General features: G+C 56.4%; 20 protein-coding genes. 9 read left to right on the top strand and 11 right to left on the bottom strand.

Translation table 11 applies throughout. The annotated features are described in order from the left end of the window. Positions 1–114: 114 nt before the first annotated feature. Together AYI87_RS03380 and AYI87_RS03375 are read right to left on the bottom strand one after the other, a co-directional pair. On the bottom strand, positions 115–2,406 hold the full coding sequence (locus AYI87_RS03380) for a nitric-oxide reductase large subunit (RefSeq protein WP_144199613.1): 2,292 nt from the start codon (positions 2,404–2,406) through the stop codon (positions 115–117). 292 nt (positions 2,407–2,698) lie between these two features. Next, entirely contained in the window at positions 2,699–3,625 is a 927-nt protein-coding gene (locus tag AYI87_RS03375; protein ID WP_144199611.1) for an LpxL/LpxP family Kdo(2)-lipid IV(A) lauroyl/palmitoleoyl acyltransferase, read from the bottom strand. 105 nt (positions 3,626–3,730) lie between these two features. On the opposite strand from AYI87_RS03375, the gene hldE reads away from it, so the two are divergent. Together hldE and AYI87_RS03365 are read left to right on the top strand one after the other, a co-directional pair. Continuing rightward, a complete protein-coding gene (gene hldE / locus AYI87_RS03370) occupies positions 3,731–5,161 on the top strand; it encodes a bifunctional D-glycero-beta-D-manno-heptose-7-phosphate kinase/D-glycero-beta-D-manno-heptose 1-phosphate adenylyltransferase HldE (RefSeq protein WP_144199609.1) in 1,431 nt (476 codons plus the stop codon). After that, positions 5,158–5,991, top strand: a complete 834-nt coding sequence (locus AYI87_RS03365; RefSeq protein WP_144199607.1) for a hypothetical protein — start codon at positions 5,158–5,160, stop codon at positions 5,989–5,991. Before hldE ends, AYI87_RS03365 begins: the two co-directional genes overlap by 4 nt. Positions 5,992–6,060: 69 nt before the next feature. Here the strand turns inward: AYI87_RS03365 and AYI87_RS03360 are convergent, their stop codons facing one another. The 4 genes from AYI87_RS03360 to AYI87_RS03345 form a co-directional block, all read right to left on the bottom strand. Next, on the bottom strand, positions 6,061–6,345 hold the full coding sequence (locus tag AYI87_RS03360; protein ID WP_049766562.1) for a hypothetical protein: 285 nt from the start codon (positions 6,343–6,345) through the stop codon (positions 6,061–6,063). 264 nt (positions 6,346–6,609) lie between these two features. After that, the gene (locus AYI87_RS03355; RefSeq protein WP_144199605.1) at positions 6,610–7,992 is read right to left on the bottom strand and encodes an NAD(P)(+) transhydrogenase (Re/Si-specific) subunit beta; all 1,383 of its coding nucleotides are present in this window, start codon (positions 7,990–7,992) and stop codon (positions 6,610–6,612) included. Between the two features lie 6 nt (positions 7,993–7,998). After that, the gene (locus tag AYI87_RS03350) at positions 7,999–8,274 is read right to left on the bottom strand and encodes an NAD(P) transhydrogenase subunit alpha (protein WP_144199603.1); all 276 of its coding nucleotides are present in this window, start codon (positions 8,272–8,274) and stop codon (positions 7,999–8,001) included. Further along, positions 8,274–9,443: a Re/Si-specific NAD(P)(+) transhydrogenase subunit alpha gene (locus AYI87_RS03345; RefSeq protein ID WP_144199601.1), complete on the bottom strand. Its 1,170-nt coding sequence runs from the start codon at positions 9,441–9,443 to the stop codon at positions 8,274–8,276. The genes AYI87_RS03350 and AYI87_RS03345 overlap by 1 nt, the downstream gene beginning before the upstream one ends. Positions 9,444–9,774: 331 nt before the next feature. On the opposite strand from AYI87_RS03345, the gene AYI87_RS03340 reads away from it, so the two are divergent. From AYI87_RS03340 to AYI87_RS03325, 4 genes are all read left to right on the top strand, one after another. Next, positions 9,775–11,574, top strand: a complete 1,800-nt coding sequence (locus AYI87_RS03340) for an assimilatory sulfite reductase (NADPH) flavoprotein subunit (protein WP_144199599.1) — start codon at positions 9,775–9,777, stop codon at positions 11,572–11,574. Between the two features lie 76 nt (positions 11,575–11,650). Continuing rightward, the gene (gene cysI, locus AYI87_RS03335) at positions 11,651–13,348 is read left to right on the top strand and encodes an assimilatory sulfite reductase (NADPH) hemoprotein subunit (RefSeq protein WP_144199597.1); all 1,698 of its coding nucleotides are present in this window, start codon (positions 11,651–11,653) and stop codon (positions 13,346–13,348) included. Continuing rightward, positions 13,341–14,093: a phosphoadenylyl-sulfate reductase gene (locus AYI87_RS03330; protein WP_260865061.1), complete on the top strand. Its 753-nt coding sequence runs from the start codon at positions 13,341–13,343 to the stop codon at positions 14,091–14,093. The genes cysI and AYI87_RS03330 overlap by 8 nt, the downstream gene beginning before the upstream one ends. A gap of 479 nt (positions 14,094–14,572) precedes the next feature. Further along, positions 14,573–16,288 carry a hypothetical protein gene (locus tag AYI87_RS03325; protein WP_144199593.1) on the top strand — a complete coding sequence of 572 codons (1,716 nt, stop codon included), beginning with the start codon at positions 14,573–14,575 and terminating at the stop codon, positions 16,286–16,288. 87 nt (positions 16,289–16,375) lie between these two features. On the opposite strand, the gene AYI87_RS03320 is transcribed toward AYI87_RS03325, so the two are convergent. The 3 genes from AYI87_RS03320 to AYI87_RS03310 form a co-directional block, all read right to left on the bottom strand. Continuing rightward, a complete protein-coding gene (locus AYI87_RS03320; RefSeq protein ID WP_144199591.1) occupies positions 16,376–16,906 on the bottom strand; it encodes a peroxiredoxin family protein in 531 nt (176 codons plus the stop codon). Between the two features lie 93 nt (positions 16,907–16,999). Continuing rightward, complete coding sequence (locus AYI87_RS03315; RefSeq protein ID WP_144199589.1) at positions 17,000–18,466, bottom strand: hypothetical protein; 1,467 nt, start codon at positions 18,464–18,466, stop codon at positions 17,000–17,002. A gap of 44 nt (positions 18,467–18,510) precedes the next feature. Continuing rightward, on the bottom strand, positions 18,511–19,437 hold the full coding sequence (locus AYI87_RS03310; RefSeq protein ID WP_144199587.1) for a phospholipase A: 927 nt from the start codon (positions 19,435–19,437) through the stop codon (positions 18,511–18,513). 232 nt (positions 19,438–19,669) lie between these two features. On the opposite strand from AYI87_RS03310, the gene cobA reads away from it, so the two are divergent. Beyond that, positions 19,670–20,491 (top strand): uroporphyrinogen-III C-methyltransferase, encoded by an 822-nt coding sequence (gene cobA, locus AYI87_RS03305; protein ID WP_144199585.1) that lies wholly within the window; start codon positions 19,670–19,672, stop codon positions 20,489–20,491. 8 nt (positions 20,492–20,499) lie between these two features. On the opposite strand, the gene AYI87_RS03300 is transcribed toward cobA, so the two are convergent. After that, entirely contained in the window at positions 20,500–21,336 is an 837-nt protein-coding gene (locus tag AYI87_RS03300) for a TIGR03899 family protein (RefSeq protein ID WP_144199583.1), read from the bottom strand. Positions 21,337–21,444: 108 nt separating this feature from the next. Then, positions 21,445–22,611 carry an MFS transporter gene (locus AYI87_RS03295; RefSeq protein WP_144199581.1) on the bottom strand — a complete coding sequence of 389 codons (1,167 nt, stop codon included), beginning with the start codon at positions 22,609–22,611 and terminating at the stop codon, positions 21,445–21,447. A 202-nt stretch (positions 22,612–22,813) separates the two neighbouring features. Here AYI87_RS03295 and AYI87_RS03290 point away from each other — a divergent pair, with 202 nt between their 5' ends. Then, the gene (locus tag AYI87_RS03290) at positions 22,814–24,238 is read left to right on the top strand and encodes a hypothetical protein (RefSeq protein ID WP_144199579.1); all 1,425 of its coding nucleotides are present in this window, start codon (positions 22,814–22,816) and stop codon (positions 24,236–24,238) included. Positions 24,239–24,271: 33 nt separating this feature from the next. Further along, positions 24,272–25,420 (top strand): imelysin family protein, encoded by a 1,149-nt coding sequence (locus AYI87_RS03285; protein WP_144199578.1) that lies wholly within the window; start codon positions 24,272–24,274, stop codon positions 25,418–25,420. Positions 25,421–25,493: the final 73 nt, after the last annotated feature.

The following is a 25,493-nucleotide window of genomic DNA, read 5'->3' as shown; positions in this document are numbered from 1 at the left end:
CTGTACTAGGAATTAGTATATGTCAATTTAACAGTAATGTTTATTGTCATTTTTACACTTGCTTTGAGGGTAAAAAGGGGTCGATATGACCCCTTTGTCGAGTGATGTCAGGTGTTATGCGTTGGCCGACAGCGGCGCATCGGCAATGGCTTGAGTGCCTTTGGCGCCGATGGCTTTTCTGATGATGTCGAACAGGAAGGCGCCGAGGAACAGGCCGCCTGCACCGAAGATGACGTCACCTGGGACACGCATCCATACCAGGGTTTCAACCAGTGGGCTGTGGATCACCTCTGGTGAGCGGGCGAACCAGTAACCGTTCTCGATGACGGCGAAGAACTGGGTCAGGCCCACAGGCAGCAGTGACATGAAGACCATGGCCGCCAGACCGATATTCAGGCTCCAGAAGGCACCCTTAAGCAGCTTGTCGCTCCACTGGATATTGCCCGTCAGACCGCGCAGACAGAAGAGCATCAGGCCTACACCCAGCATGCCGTACACACCCATGAAGGCGGCGTGGCCGTGGGTCGCAGTGGTGTTCAGACCCTGGATGAAGTAGAGCGAGATAGGTGGGTTGATCAGGAAGCCCAGTACGCCCGCACCCACTAAGTTCCAGAAGGCGGTAGCCACGAAGAACATGATGGCCCACTTGTAGCGAATCATCCAAGGGCTGGCGTTACGCATACGGTAACTCTCGATGGCTTCGAAGCCGATGAGGGCTAGCGGAACCACTTCCAGTGCCGAGAAGATGGCGCCCCAGGCGATCACACCCGTTGGTGTACCTGTGAAGTAGAGGTGGTGCAGGGTACCGATAAGACCACCGGTGAGGAAGATAACCGTGGCGAATAGTACGGCGCCGTTGGCACTGCGGGCACGGATGAGTCCCAGACGCACCAGCATCAGGGCGATCACCGAGGTCGCAAAGGTTTCGAAGAAGCCTTCAACCCATAGGTGAACTACCCACCAGCGCCAGTATTCGGCGATGGCCAGGTTGGTGTGTTTGCCCATGAAGAGGCCGGCGCCGTAGAAGAGGCCGATGGCGACACACGAGGCGTACAGTACCCAGATCACGGGGCGCATCTCGCCTTGAATCTTAAGGGCTGGGCGCATGGCGGCGGTGACCAGGGTTAGCCAGATCAACAGGCCAGCCAGTAGCAGTACCTGCCAGACACGGCCGAGGTCGATATATTCATAGCCTTGGTGACCGAAGAGGAAGTTGGTATCCAGGTCGAAGTACTGCTGCACGCCGATCCATTCACCAGCCATAGAGCCCAGTACCACGACAACCAGGGCTACCCAGAGGACGTTGACGCCCAGACGTTGGAACTTTGGCTCATATCCCGATAGCGCAGGCGCTATATAGAGGCCTGTGCCGAGCCAGGCGGTGGCGATCCAGAATACCGCTAGCTGGGTATGCCAGGTACGGGTGACTGAATAGGGCAGTATCTCTGATAGCGGGATGCCGTAGAAGTTTTGCCCTTCTACCGCGTAGTGCGCCGTCACGCCCCCTAAGAGGATCTGCAGCAGGAAGAGGCCGACCGCGGTGACGAAATACTTACCCACGGCCTTCTGTGAGGCGGTAGGTTTCTTGAGGAACAGAGGATCTTGCTCGGCTGGCTTAGGCAGCTCTTCATGCTTGCCTGAGGCGTGGTGCCATACTAGGGCGCCAATACCGGCGATCAGGGTGACGATACTCAGGATAGACCAGACGATGTTGTCTGAGGTCGGGGTGTTACCTAGCTGCGGATCGAAAGGCCAGTTGTTGGTGTAGGTATACTCTTGTCCTTCACGCTCTGTGATGGCGGCCCAGGCGCCCCAGAAGAGGAAGGCGTTTAGTTGTTGGCGACGCTCAAGGTCAGGCACAGTGCCTTCCTTCATCGCATACTGTTCGCGCAGAGTTGAGAGCTCAGGATCGTCGCCAAACAGAGACAGATAGTGGTCTGATACCTGGCCGATAGCCTGAATACGGGTTTCAGACAGGCTGATGCGTATCTCGCCATTGGCCGAGGTAGTCAAGGTGTTGCGACGTAGGTCATCACGTAGCGACTGCTCGAGCCCAGCTTTCTTGATAGAGTCCAGCTCGTTGAAGCTTCTGCCATACTGCGCCTTGGCGGTGATATCTAACCAGGCCTGCGACTCACGGTGTAGCCAGTCGGCGGTCCAGTCTGGGGCGACGTAGGAGCCGTGACCCCAGATAGAGCCTAGCTGGTGTCCGCCCATAGAGCGCCAAACCAGTTGACCACGCTCTATATCGTTTTGGGTGAACAGAGGTTGACCCTGCACATCGGTAAAGGCGGTGGGGATTGGGGGTTTTTCGCGATAGATCTGACTGCCTATGCTCAGCAGTACAGAGAAGGAAGCGATAAGTACTATCAAGAGTGCTATCGCCGTTAGCCGTTGTTTATTCATAGAGCCTCTCAGCGCAATATATTGTAGGTGTGGAGTACCCTGCTATAGCAGTTAACGTGCCATGCTTTTAAGTTGTTGATTATTAAGGTGTAAGCATATATTAGTGTCTTATTAAATTGTCATAATGACAGTCTTGTATGAGTGTAGAAATGACACTTGGTGTCAAAAGGACAGTGTGTGTTTTGTCTGTGTCGATTTGATACTTATTGGGGTTGTAGAAAGATGTGCGGCATAAAAAAAGCCAGCCTAAATGGCTGGCTTTTACCGAGCGACTAACCCTTTCGCCGTCGGGCTAGCGATAGAGCGACGGGTCATCCTTATTGGGACGGGTCTTGAAGCGTCTGTGCAGCCACATGTATTGCGCCGGGCTGCGTTCGATGATCTCTTCTATGATGCGGTTACCCCGCTTGGCATCTTCCAGCTCGTTCTCGCCGGGGAAGTCTTTTAGCGGCGCTTGTATCTCAATGGTGTAACCCTTGTCATCTTCGTTTCGCACCACAATGAAGGGCAGCACCTTGGCCTTGCCCAATTTGGCTAGGGTGGTGGCTCCCGTGATAGTCGCGGCCTCAGGCACGGCGAAGAAGGGGATAAAGACGGCGCTTGAACGGCCGAAATCTTGATCCGCCGTATACCAGATCACATCGGGATTGCGCAGGCTGCGCACCATCTGTCTGAGATCCCGCTTGGGCACCAGTCCCTTGTTGGAGCGCAGACGTCCCTTAACCTGAAGGTATTCCATCAGCGGATTATTGTGGGGGCGGTAGACGCCTATGCCCGGCTGAAACTGGCCAAAAATGCGAGCGCCCATCTCCAGCGGCAGACAGTGTACGGCGAAGAGGATCACTCCCTGCCCGGCGGCCAGGGTCTGTTCTACGTGTTCTTGTCCCTTGATGGTCATATGGCGCTGAATGCGCTCGTCACTCCACCACCAGGCGTTGGCGATGTCGAAGATCGCCTTGCCCGTCTCTTCGAAGTTGCGGATCAAGAGTTGCTGCTGGTCGGCCTGGCTCATCTCGGGAAAACAGAGTGCTATGTTGCGCTTGGCGGTATTGACGCGACTGCCGGCTATCGCCATGGCCAGGCGGCCTATGCCCTGTCCCAATTTCATCTGGGCCCGCAGGGGCAACAGCTGAGTCAGACGCATAAAGCCGACACCTAACCAGATGAGCCAATACTTGGGATGGAAAAATTGAGCGGAGAATTGAGCGTTTTCGACCACGGTTGACCCTATGGGGTTTACAAAAATTACTGCTTATTCTAACTCAATTTGTTGGGGAAATTAGGTATAATCAGGGATTAATTTTCGCAAAAAGATAAGTGCCATATGAAGATTTCTCTGCCAGCTTTCGAAAAAGCAAACGTTCTGGTCGTCGGTGATGTGATGTTAGACAGGTACTGGAGCGGTCCTACGGGGCGCATTTCGCCCGAGGCGCCTGTGCCCGTGGTACGAGTGAATCAAATTGAAGACAGACCCGGCGGGGCGGCCAACGTTGCCTTGAATATCGCCACCCTGGGCGGTCAGGTGAGCCTGGCGGGTATAGTGGGTGAGGATGAAACCGCAGCGGCCCTGACCCAGGGCATAGAGGCGCTTGGCGTCGTGCCTAAGTGGCACACTGTGGCCGAGCTACCCACCATCACCAAGCTCAGGGTGATGTCGCGCAATCAGCAGCTGATTCGCCTCGATTTCGAAGAGGCCTATCCGGCCGAGCAGAGTCAGGCACTGCTGGCGAGCGCCGAGAAAGAGCTGGATAAGGTAGCCGTGGTTGTGCTGTCCGATTATGCCAAGGGCGCCATCGACAAGCCCGAGGCTTTCATCGCCAAGGCCAAGGCCAAAGGGGTCAAGGTGCTGGTGGATCCTAAGGGCTGTGACTTTTCCCGTTATCGCGGCGCGACCTTGCTGACGCCTAACATGAGCGAGTTCGAACAGGTGGTCGGTAAGGTTGCCGACGAGGCGGATCTGGTGGCTAAAGCCAAGGAGCTCCTCAAAGAGTTCGACTTCGAGGCCCTGTTGGTGACGCGCTCCGAGAAGGGGATGACGCTGATCACCGCCGATGCCCCCGAGCTGCATATTCCAACCGTTGCCCACGAAGTCTATGACGTGACCGGCGCCGGTGACACAGTGATCTCGGCCCTGGCCACCTCGCTGGCGGTAGGTTGTGAGCTGCCAGTGGCCTGCGCCCTGGCCAACACGGCCGCGGGCATAGTCGTCGGCAAGCTGGGCACCTCAACCGTGAGCCGTATCGAGCTGATTGCGGCGCTTAATCTGAGTCATGGCGAGAGTGGCTACGGGGTGGTCAGCGAAGATCAACTGGCCTATGCCCTGGAGCAGGCCAAGCTGAAGGGCGAGCGCGTGGTGATGACTAACGGCTGTTTCGACATTCTCCATGCCGGCCATGTGAGTTACCTGCAACAGGCGAGAGCCCTGGGTGACAGGCTTATCGTGGCGGTTAACGATGACGACTCGGTGAAGCGCCTTAAGGGCGATGGCCGTCCGGTCAACAAGCTGGAGCGCCGCATGGCTGTGCTGGCGGGTCTGGCCTCGGTCGACTGGGTGGTGCCATTTAGCGAAGACACGCCGCAGCGCATCATCTCCAGACTACTACCTAACAAGCTGGTGAAGGGCGGCGACTATAGTGTCGAGGATATCGCCGGTGGCAAAGAGGTGATCGCGGCTGGTGGCAGCGTCGAGGTGCTGGGCTTCGAAGATGGCGTCTCTACCACGGCCATCATAGAAAACATCATGGCTAAGCAGTGATTGCAGGGACGTTACTGATCGCCAGTGCCTGGTTCTGGGCGCCCATGCCCCAAGGCCAGGCCCTGGTGTGTCAAACGTCTCACGTTCAAGAGTGCCTTGGGCAGTTACCGAGTAATGCCAGGGCACAATTACCCCTAAATCCTCAGACGCTTTTGAGCCAGATGGGTCGGCGCGGCGCCATGGTCAGGCCGTTGACCGATCCCAATGTTATCGGTCTGGTGTTGCTGCATGATGAGCGGATCCCCAAGGCATATTCGGCGCTGTGGAATGGTCAGGTCTATGCCCTGCCGATAGATAAGGCCTACCAGATGACCCTGGCCCATGAGCTGGGGCACCTGGCGGTGAGCCGCTCGAACTCCATCTACCTAAAAGCCGACAAGCTGACCCCCTATCAACACGAGTGGCTGGCGGACTTCTATCTGCTCTGGTCTCTGGCCAGAGCGGGCAAAGCCGAGACCCTGGCCTGGCAGCAGTATCATAGGCGTAACCTGGAGGTGTTTGAGAGTGTGGCGGCCATCTCTCACTGGTCGACCCCTATGCTCGCTCAACTTCTGGACAGGTACAGCTGGCAGGCGCTTGGGGCATTTGAGGATTTCGATTCGCTTATCGACGCCATCTATCCCGATCTGGTGCAATACGATCAGGAGACGCTCGATGAGTTTGCCAGCCTGCTCCACTGGCTGTTCGGCGCCGAAAATCAGCCTAAGTTACCCCAGTATATGTTTTGGCGGAGATCTGAAATGGGGGCGTTTATCCGTCCGACCCTGAGGCTGCTGATGGGTGAGCAGGCCGCCGAGAACTGGATGACGCAGCAGGCGATTGGAGAATAGTCGCTTGGTTTTAGCAATCGTTTGCGAGTCAGATAGAAAATAAAAAGGAGCCAGAGGCTCCTTTTTTGCTTATTGCTTTCGAGGTGGACGGCGTTCGCGCAGGACGACATCTGGATGAAAGTCGATATCACCTTCGTCGTCAATGGTAGCGAGTTGATCTTCCTGCTTGGCGATAGCGGTACTCGTTGTTGGGGTTTGCCTCACAAAGAGTAGCTGATAACCAAGTTTCGCTAAGGTGTAGAAGGCGAATCGCTGCGCCGTCGTCAACCTGTCCCAATGTTCGTTAGCGTGAGCCTGAGAAACGCGCCTATCCTCGAAAGATAGCAGTCCATTATTTAGCACTTGAGTTTGCATTTTCAAAGCCTCTTTAGGAAACGCTAACATTGTTACATGACGATTATATAATCAGATGTTAATCCAATATGCAAGCGATTCGCCCGGCCAAAGCGCGGCCTCTCAGGCTAAGTATAGCCGAAATGTTTAGATAACTTTCCACCAGAAAGCAAGGTGGTGGCGGATGAAAAATAAACTGCAACTTAATCAATAAGATTTATCTAATTTTATTTTCAATAGGCAATAAAAAAGGCCGTTTAACGGCCTTTTTTCGATTTTGTGCGCTTAGTCCGCTTCTTTGAGGGATTGAGTCAGATCGACAATCGCCTTCTTACCATCGCCAAACAACATCAGGGCGTTGTCCTTGGCAAACAGCGGATTAGGCAGGCCGGCGAAGCCCGGGCTGAGTGAGCGCTTGACCACCACCACAGTACGGGCCTTGTCGACGTTGAGAATAGGCATGCCGTAGATAGGGCTGCCCTTGTCTTCACGCGCCATAGGGTTGGTTACGTCGTTGGCACCGATGACGATGGCCACATCTGTCTGCTCGAACTGAGGGTTGATCTCATCCATCTCGATTAGCTGCTCATAGGGCACCTCGGCCTCGGCCAGCAGCACGTTCATGTGGCCAGGCATACGACCGGCAACCGGGTGGATAGCGTACAGCACCTGTGCACCGCGCGCCTCCAGTACCGAGGCCAACTCGCGCACCGCATGTTGCGCCTGAGCCATCGCCAGACCATAACCTGGAACGATCACCACGCGCTCTGCGGTTTCCAGTAACATGGCTACCTCTTCCGGCGAGGAGGAGGTCACCTTACCCGCATAGACCTCGTCGGCATCTACCGTCTCGCCACCTTCGGCCATGACGCCAAAGAGCACGTTAAACAACGAGCGGTTCATCGCCTTACACATGATCTGAGTCAGGATGATGCCCGAGGCGCCAACCAGAGAACCCGAGACGATCAGTACAGTGTTGCCGGTGATAAAACCTGTGGTCGCCGCCGCGATCCCCGAGTAGGAGTTCAGCAGAGCGATAACCACTGGCATGTCGGCGCCGCCGATAGGCACCACCAGGAAGAGACCCAGTAATAGTGATACGGCGACTAAGGCGTAGATGAAGGTCGGATTGCTTGGTGTGGTGACCACGGCAACCGTCAGCACCATGGCTGCGATCAACAGGCTGGCGTTAATAAACTTGTTGCCCGGTACCCGGATTGGATTGCCCGAGATCAGCTCCTGCAGCTTAGCAAACGCCACGAAGGAGCCAGACAGGGTGACTGAGCCGATGAGCACGGTCAGACCGATTGAGATCAGCGCCACCACATGAGTCGCCGAATCGGGATCCAGGAAGCTCGCCAGGGCGATAAACAGCGAGGCGCCGCCACCGAAACCATTAAGCAGGGCCACCATCTGCGGCATGGCGGTCACCTGGATCTTGGTGGCCATCACGGCGCCTATGGCCCCCCCCAGCAAGATACCGGCGATGATCCACTCATAGCTTAAGATGCTCTTATCCAGCAGAGTCACCACCACGGCGATAAACATACCCAGGGCCGACAACTGGTTACCACGCACCGCGGTGCGCGGCTTGGTCAGCCCCTTGATCCCTAAAATAAACAGACTCGCAGCCACAAGGTAGGCGAGATAGATAATCGTCATACTCATGTTGGCTTATTTCCTCTTAAACATGGCAAGCATACGGTTGGTGACCATGTAGCCACCCACAACGTTGATGGTGGCCAGTACTACGGCAACAAAGCCCAGCACATTGACCCAGAGTCCCGCACCTGAACCTGCTGCGAGCAGGGCGCCGACCAGGGAGATCCCCGAGATGGCGTTTGAGCCCGACATGAGTGGCGTGTGCAGGGTCGGCGGCACCTTAGTGATCAGCTCAACCCCAAGGAATACTGCCACCACGAACAGGGTCAGTAGTAATAAAATTTCCATTATTGAGCCTCCTCTGTTGCCGCAAGTGGCGGCAGTGATAACAGATCTCGTAATCTGGCGTTAGCCACCTCACCCTGATGGGCCACGACTGTGTCGCGGACAATCTCGTCCTCGAAGTCCAGGTTTAACTGGCCTTCATCGTCGACGATCAGCTTGAGCAGGTTCTCGATGTTGGTGCCATACATCTGGCTGGCGTGGGTCGCTGCGCTGCCGGGCACATTTGATGGCCCGAGTATGGTAACGCCGTTGTGGACAACGGTCTGGTCCAGCTCCGTCAGCTCGCAGTTACCACCGGTTTCGGCGGCAAGGTCGACAATCACCGTGCCAGGCTTCATGGCATCCACCATCTCCTTGGTGATCAGCACAGGTGCCTTACGACCAGGAATTGCGGCCGTGGTGATGACGATATCCTGCTGGGCCAGCACATTGGCCATCGCCTGCTGCTGACGCTTGAGAAAATCATCGCTCTGCTCGGCGGCGTAGCCACCCTTGGTTTCTGTGTTCTCGGTTTCCAGATCCAGTTCAACCGGTTTGGCACCTACCGAGAGGATCTGCTCCCGGGCGGCCGGGCGAATATCATAGGCTTCTACCACGGCGCCCAAGCGCTTGGCGGTGGCACAGGCCTGTAGGCCGGCGACGCCGACGCCCATGATGAAGGCGCGGGCGGGTTTGAGCGTACCTGCGGCCGTCATCATCATAGGGAACATGCGCGGCGCCTCATGGGCGGCCAGCAGCACGGCCTTGTAACCGGCGATGGTCGCCATGGAGGAGAGGATATCCATGCTCTGGGCGCGGGTGATCCTTGGTACCAGCTCAAGTGCCAAGGCGCTGGTACCTGTTTGGGCCAGGGCGGCGGCATTTTCCGGTTGCGCCAGGGGATCCATCATGCCGATAAACAGCTGCTGGGGCTTCGCCTTGGCCTTAATCTCCTCGAACTGCTCACCCTTGAGGTTGACCAGGGTGATGATATCGGCGCCGAGTACCTCGTCTCTGCTTGCAATAACGGCTCCTGCTTCCTGATAGGCTTGATCGCTAAAGCCCGCAGCGAGACCCGCTCCGCTCTCCACGAGAATTTGGAGGTTTTTTTTGATTAACCGAGTCACATTGGCCGGGATCAACGCAACGCGTTTTTCATCGGCATGGCTCTCTTTAGGTAGACCTAGTTTCACTGAGAAACCTCTTAGTTGGGGACAGACGTCGTTTGAATTGTTGGCTCGCTATTGTGGCGAGTCTGGACTTAGACACAAGCGCGAATTTTTCATAATCAGCGCTGGTGCACTGGTCGGAGCAAAAAGTTTGCGCCAGTCCACAAAATTTCATTTCAAATTCTGTGGTTAAGGGCACAGCTTAAGCAAATATCGCTCACCACTCTCACTTTTGTAGCTCAAATTATGACCTTTGCATATTCCAAAAATGAATTAAAAATTAGATTTTATTCTTTTTTGCTTTTCCATTAAGCCACTAAGCTAGGCTAATTACACTGTTATAGGGCCGTCTTCCATGCTGTTAAAAGAGCTTTCATCACTGGCTTCTCCCCTGTCTGCGACGCAGGTGGATAAGCTTAAGCAACTCACCGCTGAACTCAACGCCGTGCAACTCGCCTGGGTAGGTGGTTACCTGTCGGCTACGGCCGAACTGAGCGGCGTGGCCGGCGAGGTGCAGCAAGCGCCCCAGCAGACCATCACCATTCTCTACGGCAGCCAGACAGGCAACGGCCGCGGTATCGCCACCGAGCTGGCCGAGAAGGCGCAGGCCCAGGGCTATAGCGTCAACCTGGTCTCCATGGCCGATTACAAGACGCGCCAGCTCAAGCAGGAGACACTGCTGCTTGCCGTGGTAAGCACCCATGGTGAAGGCGAGGCGCCGGACGATGCCATCGAGCTGCACAAGTTCCTGGCCTCTAAGCGCGCCCCTCAGCTAGACACCCTCAACTACGCCGTATTGGCGCTGGGAGACTCCAGCTATGAGTTCTTCTGCCAGACGGGTAAAGATTTCGATGCGCGCCTGAGCGCTCTGGGCGCCAAGGCGATCGTACCGCTCACCGAGTGTGATGTGGACTACGAGATCGCGGCCAGTCAGTGGCAAGAAGCCGTGTTGGGCGCGGTCAAGCCATTGGTGGGCACCGGCGCCAGCGTGGTCTCTATCGGCAGCGCAAGCAGCACCGTCAGTAGTTCGGCCTTCAGCAAGCAGAAGCCCTACAACGCCGAGCTCCTGGTGAGTCAGAAGCTCACCGGTCGTGACTCGGACCGCGACGTACGCCACGTGGAGATAGACCTTGGCGAGTCGGGCCTGAGCTATCAGGTGGGTGATGCCTTGGGCGTCTGGTTCAGTAACAGCGACGCCCTGGTGGAAGAGATCATCAATGGCCTGTCTCTGGATGGCGAGGCCGAGGTGATCCTGGGTGACGCGACTAAGGGTGAAGTAAAAATGACCTTGACCCAGGCGCTGAAAGAGAAGCGCGAGCTGACCCAGCTCTATCCTGGCTTGGTGCAAAACTGGGCGCAGCTGAGTGGCAACGAAGCGCTACAGGCGATCAGTGAAGACAGAGAGCAGACCCGCCAGTTTATCCTCAAGCATCAGCTTGCCGACCTGGTGGCCAAGTATCCGGTGGATATCGGTGCCTTCCAGTTGGTGGAGCTGCTGCGTCCAATCACTCCAAGACTCTACTCTATCGCCTCGAGCCAATCTGAGGTGGAGAGCGAGGTACATCTGACCGTGGCCCTGGTGGCAGATGAGCGCGACTCGGGCACCCGCTTTGGCGGCGCGTCACACTTCCTGGCAAGCGCCGAGGAAGGCGCCGAGGTGAAGGTCTATGTGGAGCCGAACAATCACTTCCGTCTGCCGGAAAACCCAGATACGCCTGTGGTCATGATTGGCCCTGGTACTGGGGTGGCACCGTTTCGTGCCTTCATGCAGGAGCGCGCGGCCCAAGGTGCCCAAGGCGATAGCTGGCTCTTCTTCGGTAATCCGCACTTCGAGCAGGATTTCCTCTACCAGACAGAGTGGCAGCAGTATCTCAAAGATGGCGTGCTGACCCGCTTAGATTCCGCCTTCTCGCGGGACCAGGCCCATAAGATCTATGTGCAGCATCGCATACTGGAGCGCGGCGAGACATTGTGGCAGTGGATCGAGCGCGGCGCGCATCTCTATATCTGCGGCGATGCTGAGCGCATGGCCAAAGATGTGCATCAGGCGTTGATCGAGGTGATCAAGCAGCATGGCGGCAAGAGCGAGGAGCAGGCCGAGGCCCTGCTGGAAAGCCTGCGCAGCGACAAGCGTTACCAGAAAGACGTTTATTAATTGAGACAGGCGCCAGTCGCCGACAGATTAACTTGCATGGGCAGAGCCGGTGCAAAAACAGGATAGGGCAGTAGCCATGAGCGATCAGAAATTATCAGTAAACGAGTACCTTAAGACAGACAGTAACTACCTGCGCGGCACCATAGAAGAGGGGTTAGACACCTCGCTGACCGGCGCCTTCAACGACGCGGATCAGCAGCTGATCAAGTTCCACGGTTTCTATCAGCAGGACGATCGCGATCTGCGTAACGAGCGTAAAGAGCAGAAGCTAGAGCCTCTCTACAGCTTCATGCTGCGTGCCCGTGTGGCCGGTGGTGTCTGTACCCCTAAGCAGTGGCTGGGGGTGGATAAGATAGCCTCGACCCTGACCAGCTCCAACAGCATTCGTCTGACGACCCGCCAGACCTTTCAGTATCACGGCATCCCTAAGCGTAATCTCAAGACGCTGATCCAGGATCTGGACAGAGAGGCGCTGGATTCTATCGCCGCCTGTGGCGACGTGAACCGTAACGTCATGTGTAACCCTAACCCGGTAGAATCCAAGCTGCATCAGCAGGCCTACTTCTGGGCCAAGAAGCTGTCGGACAACTACCTGCCACGCACCAAGGCCTACGCCGAGATCTGGCTGGGTGACGATAAGGTGGCGGTGAGCGAGAGCGAAGAGGTGGAGCCTGTCTATGGCAAGACCTATCTGCCGCGTAAGTTCAAGATGGCTGTGGCCGTGCCGCCGGATAACGATGTAGATGTCTACACCAATGACCTTGGCTTCATCGCCGTGGCCGAAGACGGTGAGCTGGTAGGTTTTAACATGGTGGCCGGTGGCGGCATGGGCTCGACCCATGGCGAAGTCGCGACCTTCCCGCGTCTGGGTGACGACTTTGGTTTCATCAAGGCCGAAGACTGCCTGAAATTTGCCGAGGCCGTGCTCAAGGTGCAGCGTGACTGGGGTAACCGCTCAGATCGTAAGCAGTCGCGCCTCAAGTACACCATAGTCAAGCATGGTTTTGAGGCCTTCAAGGCAGAAGTGGAGAAGCGCGCCGGGGTAAAATTTGAGCCTAAGCGTGAGGTGGTGATCGGCGATCGCGGCGATCGTTACGGCTGGATCAAGGGGGTGGATAACCACTGGCACCTGACCCTGTTTATCGAGGGCGGCCGCATCAAAGATCTGCCGGGACAACCGCTGCAGACCGGCCTGCGTGAAATTGCTCTGGTCCACAAGGGTGATTTTCGCATGACTGCCAACCAGAACATCATCATCGCCGGTGTGGCCGAAGAAGATAAGGCGCAGATCGAGGCTCTTGCCCGCAGTCATGGCCTGATGGGTAAGCTGATCAGCCCGACCCGTGGCCACTCTATCGCCTGTGTGGCGCTGCCGACCTGTGCCCTGGCGATGGCCGAGGCCGAGCGTTACTTCCCAGACTTCATGACCAAGGTGGAGGCACTGCAGGAGAAGCATGGCTTCCTGGAGCAACCGATAGTGATCCGCATGACGGGTTGCCCTAACGGCTGTGCCCGTCCATTCGCCGCCGAGATTGGCCTGGTGGGGAAGGCGCCTGGACGCTACAACCTCTATCTGGGGGCGAGTTTCGAGGGTACGCGCCTCAATAAACTCTATCGCGAGAACATTCAGGAAGCCGAGATTCTGGCGGCCCTGGACGAACTGTTTGCCCGCTACGTCAAAGAGCGTGAAGCAGGCGAAACCTTTGGTAACTTCACCGTGCGTGTCGGCGTGGTGAAGGCGGTTATCGATGCCGCTAAGGATTTCCATGGATAATTCAGTGATCTCTGCCCAAGCGCTGCAAGCATTGCTTAGCGCGCCCAAGTCGGAGCAAGACGCAGAGCTGGCTCGAGTCAACGCCTTCCTGGCGGGACTGACGCCCGCCGAGCGGGTGATCTGGGGCCTGGCTTACCTGCCGGGCACCCATGCACTGTCGTCGAGCTTCGGTATTCAGGGCGCCGTCATGCTGCATCTGGTCACCCAGGTGCAGCAGGATATCCCTGTGATCCTCACGGACACTGGCTATCTGTTTCCCGAGACCTATCAGTTTATCGATGAGCTGACCGAGCGACTCAAGCTCAACCTTAAGGTGTATCGCGCGCCCATGACCAGCGCCTGGCAGGAGGCCCGTTTCGGTCGCCTGTGGGAACAGGGGCTGGATGGCCTGGAGCAATACAACCGCCTCAACAAGGTGACTCCTATGCAGACGGCGCTTAAGGAGCTGGAGGTTGGTACCTGGTTTGCGGGCCTGCGCCGGAGCCAGTCCAGCACCCGTGAGGATCTGCCGATTCTGGCGATCCACGGCGATCGCTATAAACTGCTGCCGATCCTGGAGTGGAGTAACAAGGATGTGCATGAGTATCTCACCAAGCATGACCTGCCATACCACCCGCTTTGGGAGCAGGGCTATGTGTCGGTGGGCGATACCCATTCGAGTCGCCCGCTGGAGCTGGGGATGACCGAAGAGGAGACCCGCTTCAACGGCCTCAAGCGCGAGTGTGGCCTGCACTATGAGATCTAATGCTGCCGCGAAATTCGCGGCACTAGTAGTTTGATTTATTACTACTTTTTTATGATTTGTGCACTTTTTTTGCACAGGGTTATGCACAGATCATAAATTTGAACTATAGTGGTAAGTTCCCGTAGATGGTTTTGAATTGTTGTCTGTATCGGATCTCACTTGGATCCAGTCGCTTTCTCTTCCTCTTTGATGCGACAGGCAGAGCCGCCGACAAGATCGAAACCCAACTCGCTTGGCGAGAGCTAGATGTTTGATTGGTCTGCTGGCGCATGCTAATTAATAGCCATAGGCCCTGGATAGTCCGCTGCGGCTATCCAGGGATATCCCCGCTAATCTTATTTCCCTTTTTATTCATCTATATAGTAATATCGACCCCATTCTTTTCTTATACCAATCAAAGTAAGTCATTGATGGGTATTACGTGCTTGCCAGCTTGGGATAGGCCCGACTGCCGCGCGAATTAACAGGGAGTTTAGTGAATGAAGAAGGCATTAGTGGCGGCGGCGATCCTCGCCATAGGCGCGGGGGGCTACTGGGTGATGCAACAGGCGCCTAAGTCGGTGGATAATCAGGTATTGGCCTATGTGCCTGCCGATACACCGCTATTTTCCGCACAGTTTGAGCCTTTTCCAATAAAGGATTATATCGACGCGCTTCCCGAGGCGCAGAAGCAATATCCGGCAGAGATGAAGACCCTGCTCGCCGAGGATGATGATCCCAGAGCCCAGTTTATCTTCAGGGTGTTGGAGCGTTACTTCGACGCCTCGAAAGATGGCCAGCAGCTGATCGATACCTTCGGCCTACCCGAAAAGATCACCAGTTATTTCTATACCCTGGGCGTCTTGCCTGTGATCAAGCTGGATATCGCCAATCCAGAACATTTCTGGGCTGTGCTGGATAAGGCCGAAGCCGACAGCGGCCTGACCCACACGGCGAAGCAGCTGGGCGAGGTTAAATACCGTGCCTATCGTCTCACCGACGAGGGCGAGAACGAGCGTGTGGATCTGGTGTTTGCCATCGACAAGGGCATGCTGACCCTGACGCTGGAAACCAGCTTCCTCGAGCCTGAGCTGCTTGAAACCGCACTGGGGCTAAAGCCGGTACAAGACTCGCTGGCCAAGGCCGGTACGGTCGATGAGATCATCAAGAAGCACGGCTTCAGCAAGGCGGGCGTCAGCTATATCAATCATCAGGAGTTAGTGAAGGCGATCACCACCCTGGATGCTAATCAGATGGCGCGTCAGCTGACCAAGATCTTTAAGTTGATTCATGATGATCCCTTCGTTGAGCTGCGCTCTCAAACCTGTCAAAGCGAGCTGGCCGGCATCGCCGCAAACTGGCCACGCACAGTGATCGGTTATACCGATTTTGAGGTGAAGAACAAGCGGGCCAAGATAGGCTTTAGCACTGTTATCGAGAGCAACAACCAGGTGATCCTCGGCGCCCTGAGTCAGATGCGCGGCTTTATTCCGGCCCATACCAAGCGCATAGACACTGGCGTGTTCTCCATGGCCCTTGGCCTGGATGTGAATCAGTTTGTGCCTAGCATCTCTAAGATCTGGGACGACCTGCTTACCCCAAGCTATCAGTGTGAGCCGCTGGCGCAGCTACAGGGTGAGATGGAAGGGCAGAGCCCGGCCATGCTCGGCATGTTTACTGGTATGGCTAACGGCGTGAAAGGGGTCTCCTTCTCGCTGCTGGATTACGCGCTGGAGCAAGACACACAGCAGATTTCGCTCAAGGATCTCGACGCCATCGCGACCCTGACGGCGGACGACCCGGCGACTCTGTTTAACATGGTCAAACCCTTTGCCCCCGAGCTGGCCAATGTCAATCTGCCTAGCGACGGTAGCACGGTCGATCTAGGCGCAGCGCTGCAACTGCCGCCATCCCTCGGGGTGAGAGCGCAGATGGCACTGAAGGGGCAACACCTGACCATCTACACGGGCGACAAGAGCCAGGCAATCGCCGATAAGCTGGCCGCTGAGAAACCAACGGCGAATGGTCTGTTTGCTATGACAGCCGATTACGCCAAGCTGTTCACCCCCGCCATGAACCTGATGGCCATGAGCGGCGAGCCTATTCCTGAGGAGCTGGAGGCGCTGAAAGATTATCGCACCCAGCTGAAGGTGGGGATGGATATCAATGCTAAGGGGATCGTCATCGACAGCCTGGTGGAGACCCGCAACGACTAAGGGTCATTCATCGTTGCAAATAAGTCATTGCAAATAAAAAGCCCCGAGGCCTGAGCGCACGGGGCTTTTTTATCGCTACCTTTTTACTTACTCGGCCTTGGCGATGCCTAAGGCAGCCAGGTTGGCGGCGATATCTTCGGCGGCCGTCTTAGGATGAATGTCTTCATCTATCTTGAGTATGGTGCCGTCCTCGCCGATATAGAAGGTGACCCGGCTAGCGACGCGCACCAGATTGAGCACGTCATAGGCCTTGGCGGTCTCCTTGGTGGGGTCGCTGAGCATAGGGAAATCGGCCTTCTGCTCCTTGGCAAACTTCTGGTTGTCTTCGAGATCATCGACGCTGGCCATCATGTATACGGCCTTGTACTGACGGATAAGCTCCCCTTTCTCCACCAGTGATTTGCACTCTAGCGTACAGCCTCGGGTGTTGGCCATGGGGTACCAGGCCAGTACCAGGGTCTGTTTGCCCAGGTAATCGCTGAGCTGATAATAGTGGCCGTCGGTGGCTTGTAGGCGGAAATCTGGCGCCTTATCGCCCACCTTGAGATCGGTGGCGTTGGCCTGTGCGGCGAGAAGTAGGCTCAGGCCGAGCAGGAGTCTGGTGACTAACTTATTCATGTGTGGTCCTTTTTAGTTAGTTGGCTGTGTTAGTTAGTTGGCTGTGTTAGTAGTAGGCTTGGTTATATTAGCTGCTTGTATTAGCTACTTGTATTAATTACTTGTATTAGTTGAAGTCGGCGCCTGGCTGTCTGTATCCGGCGCAAACAGGGCGATCAGGTTTTCCCAGTAGACGACATCATCCAGCGACTGCTCGATATCTGGCTGAGTCGGCACACCAGATAGCGCCTTGCCCGTGGCGTCATATACCTGGGTGGCGTTGAAACTAATCTTAAAGCCGCTGTTTGGCAGGGTGAGCTGCTGCTTTCTGCCATATTCCCCCCGCGTCGGCTCACCCACCACTAAGGTGTCTGGCCAGGTCTTGGCGAAGTGGGCGATCCACTGGCACTGCTGACGACAATCAGGGCCAATCAGCAACATTAACTTACCCCGTTTAGGGCGGGGAAGATACGTCCAGGGGAGGCTGGCCAGGTGCCAAAACTTGGCCTGCCAGGGGCTAAAACCGGGTTCCTCTTCGGGCAGGTGTGGGCGTAGCAGCTCCAGCTGTAACTGCTCCGCCTGACTCAGGCTAGCGGGTGGCAGGAAGCCTAAGGGCTTGAGGTAGTCGCTGCGTAGGTTAGGCCCCTTCTTGTAGCGTGCCACTGCCTGCAAGGAGTCTGGCCAGCCCGCCAGTAGCGGCGGCCTGATGTCCGGGCTGAATGTCTGGGCCAGCAGTTTGAGGAGTTCATCTCCTGCGCCATAAGCCTGGCGCAGGTCCAATATGGTGACAGGGCTGGTCAGCGAGCGCTTGAGACGCTGCCCTAGGGGGCTGCCTGGATAGAAGCTCGACAGGTCATGGAGGCTAAACACCCCGTGCAGGTCGGCACTGACCTGCTCATTGTCATTGCTACTGAGCGTCTGAGGTGGCTTGCTGGTCAGCGCCAGGCTAACCTGGTGGCCGTTGCCCTCCTCATTGCTCAGGGTGAGGCGGCAGCGTTCGCTGGGTGCCAGGCCTATCTCGCGCCTGAGCATGGTGATCATCGTAAGATACCTTGCCTGTTCGCTTACCGTGTCGGCCAGGCTGGGGGGCAGAAAGCCCTGGGTGGCTGCTACCCAGAGGGCGATGGGCAGGCCATCGATATGGGTGATAAAGGGTGCCTCACTGTCCAGTGGTCTATTGTCCTGGGTCAGCGCCAGCCATTTATCGTCTAACTTGCGCAGCTTGATCGGCAGATAGGCCTGGGCGGTGACACCCTCGAGCCGGGTGCTGGGATCGTCTATTGCCGTCAGTATCTTAAGCAGTTGCTGGGCAAACAGCTGACGCTCACCGCCCAGGGGCAGCTGGCCCCGGGCCTTGTTGATCTGGGTATCCAGGCTCACTAAGCGCTGAGGGGAAGCGGCCGCGCTGGCGGAGTATTGACTGAGATGCTGTTGCAGGTAGTTAAGATCAGACAGCATCTCCCGCGCCGAGAGCTGCGGCTTGGGCGGCTCCTCGCGCAGGGCGATCACCGTCAGCTGGATGCAGCTCAGCAACATGATGAGGCCGAAGCCATTGATGATGCTCTGGTGTCCGAATTTCATTCTACTTCCTAATGCGAGCGGCGAGCATAGCGCGCCGCCTATGGTTAGAGAATGTCGTTGATCGCGAAACCTATGCCGATCCGCTGGGTATGGGCGTTGTAGTCGATTAGACTCTCGCCATAGCCATTAAAATATTGCGTATAGAGACGCAGATTGCCAATGATGGGATAGCTCCAGGTAAACTCCACCGCGCCGCGGTTAGGGCTCTCTAGGTTATTGCGCAGCATCAGCGAGAACCTGTGTTTGTCTACGCCATAGACTCCCATGAGCTCGAAGTTGCCCATGTAATCCAGGATATCCGGGTTATCGTCTCCCTTGGCGGAATCGGGTGTCTTTTTCTCATCTTCGGGAATCCGCCACCACACCTTGGCGGCGAGGGCGAAGGGGCCGCTATCGAACACCATGGTGCCATAGATACGGTTCCAGCTGCGGGAGAGATCACCCGACTTGCCGTTGGATTGATGCACGGCGCCGACGCCCCAGAAGGAGTTGGTTAGCGGACCTATCTGCCAGTCGTTGTTGAACAGCATGAAGATCTCTGGCTCATGGTTGGTTTCGCGAAACGGCGAGGAGATATCCTTGTTATACACCTGCCAGTAAGACTGGTTGGTGTAGGCGAAAAACAGGTGGCCGTTGTCGCCGAAGACGTTATACATCAAGGGAAACTTAAAGCTAATCTGAAACTTGGCTTCCAGGTTATCGATTTCCGAGTTGTTTTTGGCCAGCTCGTCGGCAAAGGGATCCATGTTAGGCGAGCTATTATAGGTCACGGGCAAGATGTAGTTGACCTTGTGCGGCGTGATCACGAAGGGCCTCTCCGAGGTGGCCAGCTCATCTTCGACGCGCTGGTCCAGCAGCGAGCTATCCTCTGTGGTTTTCTTCTCTTCTGTGGGCTCGGCGCCCAGGCAGGTTGCAGGCAGTGAACATAGGGTGATCAGGGGAAGCCATTTAAGGTATTGGGTGGTTTGCATCCTTGTTTCCTCTCGTGTCGCAAGCTTAGCGCGTCGTCTCCAATCTAGGCTATGTTGTAACATTTGAGCCCGCCGCGCGCACCTATTTTAATTCTGTCTACTTGATTTGTTTCATGAAAATCTCACCAAACCCCATTAATAACTAAAAAGAATAAAACCTAATAAACTTCTATTTTTTATGGAATAAGAATGACGCTATATTAACCTCATCACTATTGTATGAGATGCGGATATGGAACTATTTACTCTACCCGGGCAACAGGCACAGGGCAAAGTCTGGCTTGTGGGCGCCGGTCCTGGCGACATTGAGCTGTTAACGCTCAAGGCCTACCGCATCCTGAAGAAGGCCGATGTGGTCTTGTTCGACGCCCTGGTGAGCGATGAGATTTTGGCATTGGCGCCGAAAGAGGCGGAGCTGATCGCCGTGGGCAAGCGCGCCGGTAAACACAGCGCCGCCCAGGAGGAGATCAACCAGCTCTTGGTGACCAAGGCTTATACCCGCAAGAATGTGGTGCGTCTCAAGGGGGGCGACCCCTTCATCTTCGGCCGTGGTGGCGAAGAGCTGGAGACCCTGGTAGAGGCCGGGGTGGAGTTCGAAGTGGTGCCAGGCATCACGGCGGCCAGCGGCACCTCTGCCTACGCAGGTATTCCCCTGACCCACAGGGATCATGCCCAGGGAGTCACCTTTATTACCGGTCACTGCAAGTTAGAGAGCCGTCCCATGGACTGGCAGTCCTATGCCAACAGCGCCAATACGCTAGTGGTGTATATGGGGATCCTCAACGCCGCCAGTATTCAACATGGGCTTATCTCGGCTGGGCGATCGCCCAAGACGCCAGTGGCCATCGTCTCTAAGGCGACCACGTCGGCGCAGCAGCGATTTATCGGCACCCTAGGTGAACTGGCGGAACTGGCGGCGGATCCGGCACTGGAGATGCCGGCGCTGATGATCATAGGTGAGGTGGTTGGCCTGGCCGATAGCCTGCACTGGTTCAACCCAGAGACCAGCCCTAAGACCCTGGATGCGGCGCTGAAGCAGTCGCTGGGCCAGTAATCTACTTTTCAGTATTCTACTTTAAAGTCTTTCTTGAACAGTGCCTGCAGCGCGCGGGCATACTCTTCATCTGCCTTGGGGCGCACCAGCTGCGCCAATTCGTCGCCGGTCGGCGTCAGTCGATAATAGCTAAACACCAGATGGCCGTGCTTTGGCGTCAGCGTCATGCGTTTGCCCGACAGGGTAAAGCTGATAGGGTTCTTGGCGTTGAGCTGGCCCGTCTCAAACTCGCTCCTGTGCAGAAGGCCCGCATCTACCAGGGTGAGCACAGAGGAGTAGGGCAGACCAAATTGCGACAGGGCGATCTGGGTCGTATCCGTCTTGCGAAACAGCTGGCCTATGCCACCGGAGTGGCGAAAGCCGATCACCAGCTTTAGCTTAGATTCGTTGTTGAAGGTGACTGCCATTCCCAGGGCCTTCTCGAACATCTGCGCCTCTTTGTGGGTCAGCTGCTTAAGTGTGGCCAGACTCCTGAGGCTAAAGCTGCCTGGGCTGGTGATCTCATTGGCCAGGATCCGTCCCCACAGGGCCTGCATGTTGCGGTTGTGGATCTGCTCCGCCAGCTGAAAGAACTGGTGGACCCAGTCGGGATCGAGATCGGCCCCGGTCACATCCGATGGCGTGTGGGAGAGGGCGATGGCGTAGATGTTTTCCAGGTTAGCCTGATACTGGCTGGCGAGCTTGCGCAGGCGATGGTCCGAGCGCTCGGCCACAGAGGCCTGAGAGGGACGGTAATCCTCATCGCTGCCCAGACCAATAAGGCGCCCAAGCAGCAGGACCTTGCGGCGGGCAGATACATCGGGTTGATTGGACCCTGAATTGGATAGCTTAACGATCTCGGCCATAATCTTTTCTTGTGAATAATCTTATCTTGTAAATAGTCTTATCTTGTGTCGCTTTATCGTCCGATTCTATCTGAATTTCGCCCTAGGCCCTAGCCCCAACCCCTAGTTTCAAGCGTTGGCCGGCCAGTTGACATGCTTGTCCTGGGCCGGATGACGCGGAATGTTGAAGGCCAGCACCAGTGAGCAGAGGGCGAAGCCTGCCCCGATAAAGAACACCCACTTGTTGGAGTAGAGCCAGAGCATCCCCAGCAGCGCCGGGATCACCACGGCCGCGATATGATTGATGGTGAAGCTGACCGACATGGTGGCGGCGATATCCTTGGGCTCGGCGATCTTCTGGAAATAGGTCTTGATGGCGATGGCCATGGCAAACAGCAGATGATCCAGCACATAGAGCACGGCCGCCATCTCGGCCTGCTGCACGAAGGCGTAGCTGGTGAAGATCACTATCAGGCCCACATACTCTATCATCAGGGCGTTGCGCTCGCCGATGCGGCCGATAAAGCGGCCAATGGCGGGGGCGAACAGCAGGTTGACCACATAATTGATCAGGAACAAAGCGGTGATCTGGCTGACGCTATAGCCAAACTTCTCCACCATCATGAAGCCAGCAAACACCATGAAGATCTGTCGCCGCGCGCCGGAGAAGAAGGTCAGCAGGTAGTAGAGCCAGTAGCGTCGTCTGAGGATCACCTTCTTGTGTTGCACCTCGCCCTGGGGAAACTGCGGAAAGTAAAGGCTCAGGGCGATCACCATCAGTAGCCCCAGGCCCCCTATGATGGCGTACATCCACTGATAATCCAGCTGCAGATAGGTCATCACCACCCAGATGCTACCATAGCCTGTGAGAGCCGCCGCCGAGCGCCAGGCCAGCGCCTTGCCCATGAAGCCTGCGGTATCGGCCTTGTCGACCCACTGCAGGGTGAGGGACTGATTGATGGTCTCGTAGTAATGAAAGCCCACCGACATGAGTATGGTGGTCAGGTAGAGGCCCAGCACCTGGGGAAAGAAGCCTGTGATGCCCACCCCTATGGTCAGCAGGGCGAGGGAGACCAGGGCGAAGGTCTGTTCCTTGAGCAGCAGTAAGATGAAGATGGCAGTAAAGGCCAGAAATCCGGGAACCTCTCGCAGACTCTGTAATATGCCTATCTCGGCGCCGGTAAAGCTGGCCCGCTCAATTACGAAGTTGTTCAGCAGCACCTGCCACACAGAAAACACCAAGGACATCACGAAGGTCATCAGCAGTAAGAGGGTTTGGGGGGTCTTCTTTAACATTCCATTGGCTTCCAGTCTTTCCCGGGGCGATCAGTCTACCCCATAGCTTGGGCGCTACAAACTGGTTTCAATCATTACGCCCTAGCATGTCTTGTCATCAATTTGTTATTAACAAATGTAAATTGTAATGCAAATAATTCTCATTTGAAATATTGTACCCGCAATTTAATGGGGGATGCTGTTTATTCAGCATGGAGAGAAGATGACACTGAAATTAACCACCTTAGGGATGGCAATCGCCGGCTTGCTGGCGGGCAATGCCTATGCCGACACTCAAACAACCAATGCCGCGACCAATACCGCCACCTTAGCCGAGTCGATCGCCAGGCAGGAGCAGGCGCTTATTCAGCTGAAACAGGAGCTGGCCCAGCTTAAGGCGCAGCAGGCCGACAAACAGGCCGAGCAACAGATTGACCGGCAGGCGCTGACTAAGGCAGTACAGGAGCAGGTTGCTCTGGAGGCCGCTAACAGCCCCTGGAGCCGCTTCAAGTTTGAATCTTACGGCAGCATGAATTACACCAGCGACGAGTATTTCGATAACGTGCAGGACACCTCGCCCGAGCGTCACGGCCGCCTGGATCTGGAGCGGATCGTCACCGAATTTGGCTACCAGTTCAACGACGAGTGGGACATGGAGGTGGAGATCGAATATGAGCATGGCGGCACGGGCGCCGCCCTGGAATATGACGGTTTCGACGAGTTCGGCGAGTTCGAGTCGGAGGTCGAAGCCGGCGGTGAGGTGATGATCGAGAAGGCCCAGCTCAGGTATCGCCCGAGTAAAGCCTTCGGCGTCAAGTTCGGTAACATACATCTGCCTGTGGGGCTTTCCAGCGTGCTGCACAAGCCTAATCAATACCTGACCGTGCTGCGTCACCGCAGTGAGGCGGCCATGTTGCCCGCCGTGTGGAACGAGACGGGTATCGGCATCTTCGGCGACCTCGGAGATTTCCACTATCAGGCTCAAGTAGTTAGCGGCCTCAACTCTGAGTATTTCCGCACCTACGACTGGATAGCATCCGGCCATCAGAAGCGTTTCGAACACATCAACGCCGACGAGCTGGCCTATGTGCTGCGCCTGGATTACGGCAGCTTCAAACAGCCAGGTCTGGCCCTGGGCGCCGCCTATTACTATGGCAACACCAGCGGTAATCGCCACAAGAGCAACAAGCTGGCCGGTGATGGCAGCGTGAGCCTGCTGGCGCTGTCCGGTGCCTATGTGGACGGCCCCTGGATACTGCGCGGACAGTACCTGCAGGGCACCCTGGATGATGCCGATGCGATCACTCAGGCCAACAAGACCACCCCGGGCCTCAAGCCAGGCAACTTCGCCCAGCTGGGCAGCAAGGCCGAATCCTTCTTCGTCGAGGCGGGGCTGGATCTCAACCACTTCTTCTCTGTGCCGCTGACAGTGTTTGCCAACCTGGACTACGCCAACCCGCTGAGTGAGGTGGAAACCGGTACGGCCACCAAGCGCTATGAGAACACCTGGACCAGCGTCGGTATCAACTACTCGCCGATCCCCGAGATAGTGATCAAGGCCGAGGGTGGCCTGCATCAGGTGGCGGTAGCTGCCATCCCGGATACCCATTTCTTTGCCCTGGGCGTGGGCTATCAATTCTCGCTCTAACGGCGGACAACTTTGATTTTTATGGAGAGACAGATGAAACACTTTAAATATGGCGCGATCGCATTGGCACTTATTTCAACTCTGGCCGCCTGTGGTGGTTCGGGTAGCGACGAGCCCGAGGTCGTGGTGCCCGAGACAGGTTTTAGTTTCGATGCCGACGCCCTGATCGTCAACCTGAGCGACGAGGTGATCGTCAAGGGTTACAGCACACTGGCGGATCGCGGTGAGGCGCTGCTGCAGGCCACCCAGACCCTGGTTGCCACTCCGACCCAGGCAAATCTTGAGGCGGCGCAGTCGGCCTGGAAGGCGGCCCGTCAGCCCTGGGAGCAGGGCGAGTCACACATCTTCGGCCCGGTGGACTCTCTGGGGATCGACCCACACCTGGATAGCTGGCCGCTGAACACCACAGATCTTAAGACGGTCTTAATTAACAGCAGCGGCTTCGATGCCGAGACCATCAAGGGTTGGAACGATGACGTGCAGGGTTTCCATACCATGGAGTTTTTGCTGTTCGGTGACGGCATAGACGACAACGTCAAGCAGATAGACGAGTTGACCGCCAATGAGCGCGACTATCTCATGGGACTGGCTGAGGTGTTTCGCGACTACACCAAGCAGCTGGCCGATGCCTGGCAGGTCAGCCATGACGGTCAGAGTGGCAAGGCCTATGGCGAGTTACTGAAATCGCCGGGCGTCGATGGCAATACCTTCTACAGCTCGCAGGTGGGTGTGTTGGAGGAGCTGATCAAGGGGATGATAGGCATAGTCGACGAGGTGGGTAACGGTAAGATCGCCGATCCCTTCGGCGGCTCGCTGGCCAGCGCCGACACCTCCAAGGTGGAGTCGCAATACTCCTGGAACTCGCTGACCGACTTTAGCGACAACATCATAGGGGTGCGCAACGTCTATCAGGGTGAGTTCACCGGCGAGGCCGACAAGCAGGGGATCATCGATTTCGTGCGCGCCGCCGACAGCGAGCTGGCTAGCCGGGTTGCCGCCGAAATAGACGCCGCCATCTTGCAGATCCGCGCCATCGAAGGTACAGACAAGATGCCGTTCCGTCAGGCGATAAAAGATGAGGCGGGCCGTGAGCGCATCCAGAAGGCGGTCGATGCCCTGGCCACCCTGCAGGCGAGCCTGGAAAACCAGGTGTTGCCGCTACTCAAAGAGTGGAAGGTATAAGGCCAGTTAAGAAGAGAGCCCAGGCTCTCTTTTTCTTGCCTATATAACCTCATAAAAACAAAGGCTAAATGGC

It is taken from the genome of Shewanella sp. KCT (assembly GCF_007636505.1).
Classification (GTDB): domain Bacteria; phylum Pseudomonadota; class Gammaproteobacteria; order Enterobacterales; family Shewanellaceae; genus Shewanella; species Shewanella halotolerans.
Note: the sequence above shows the minus strand (reverse complement) of the source record. Positions and strands in the feature narration are given on the sequence as shown.

Coding starts and splice junctions, on each gene's coding strand:
- AYI87_RS03380 (WP_144199613.1), bottom strand. CDS start 2,406: ATGAATAAACAACGGCTAACGGCGATAGCACTCTTGATAGTACTTATC.
- hldE (WP_144199609.1), top strand. CDS start 3,731: ATGAAGATTTCTCTGCCAGCTTTCGAAAAAGCAAACGTTCTGGTCGTC.
- AYI87_RS03360 (WP_049766562.1), bottom strand. CDS start 6,345: ATGCAAACTCAAGTGCTAAATAATGGACTGCTATCTTTCGAGGATAGG.
- AYI87_RS03355 (WP_144199605.1), bottom strand. CDS start 7,992: ATGAGTATGACGATTATCTATCTCGCCTACCTTGTGGCTGCGAGTCTG.
- AYI87_RS03350 (WP_144199603.1), bottom strand. CDS start 8,274: ATGGAAATTTTATTACTACTGACCCTGTTCGTGGTGGCAGTATTCCTT.
- AYI87_RS03340 (WP_144199599.1), top strand. CDS start 9,775: ATGCTGTTAAAAGAGCTTTCATCACTGGCTTCTCCCCTGTCTGCGACG.
- cysI (WP_144199597.1), top strand. CDS start 11,651: ATGAGCGATCAGAAATTATCAGTAAACGAGTACCTTAAGACAGACAGT.
- AYI87_RS03330 (WP_260865061.1), top strand. CDS start 13,341: ATGGATAATTCAGTGATCTCTGCCCAAGCGCTGCAAGCATTGCTTAGC.
- AYI87_RS03325 (WP_144199593.1), top strand. CDS start 14,573: ATGAAGAAGGCATTAGTGGCGGCGGCGATCCTCGCCATAGGCGCGGGG.
- AYI87_RS03320 (WP_144199591.1), bottom strand. CDS start 16,906: ATGAATAAGTTAGTCACCAGACTCCTGCTCGGCCTGAGCCTACTTCTC.
- AYI87_RS03315 (WP_144199589.1), bottom strand. CDS start 18,466: ATGAAATTCGGACACCAGAGCATCATCAATGGCTTCGGCCTCATCATG.
- AYI87_RS03310 (WP_144199587.1), bottom strand. CDS start 19,437: ATGCAAACCACCCAATACCTTAAATGGCTTCCCCTGATCACCCTATGT.
- cobA (WP_144199585.1), top strand. CDS start 19,670: ATGGAACTATTTACTCTACCCGGGCAACAGGCACAGGGCAAAGTCTGG.
- AYI87_RS03300 (WP_144199583.1), bottom strand. CDS start 21,336: ATGGCCGAGATCGTTAAGCTATCCAATTCAGGGTCCAATCAACCCGAT.
- AYI87_RS03295 (WP_144199581.1), bottom strand. CDS start 22,611: ATGTTAAAGAAGACCCCCCAAACCCTCTTACTGCTGATGACCTTCGTG.
- AYI87_RS03290 (WP_144199579.1), top strand. CDS start 22,814: ATGACACTGAAATTAACCACCTTAGGGATGGCAATCGCCGGCTTGCTG.
- AYI87_RS03285 (WP_144199578.1), top strand. CDS start 24,272: ATGAAACACTTTAAATATGGCGCGATCGCATTGGCACTTATTTCAACT.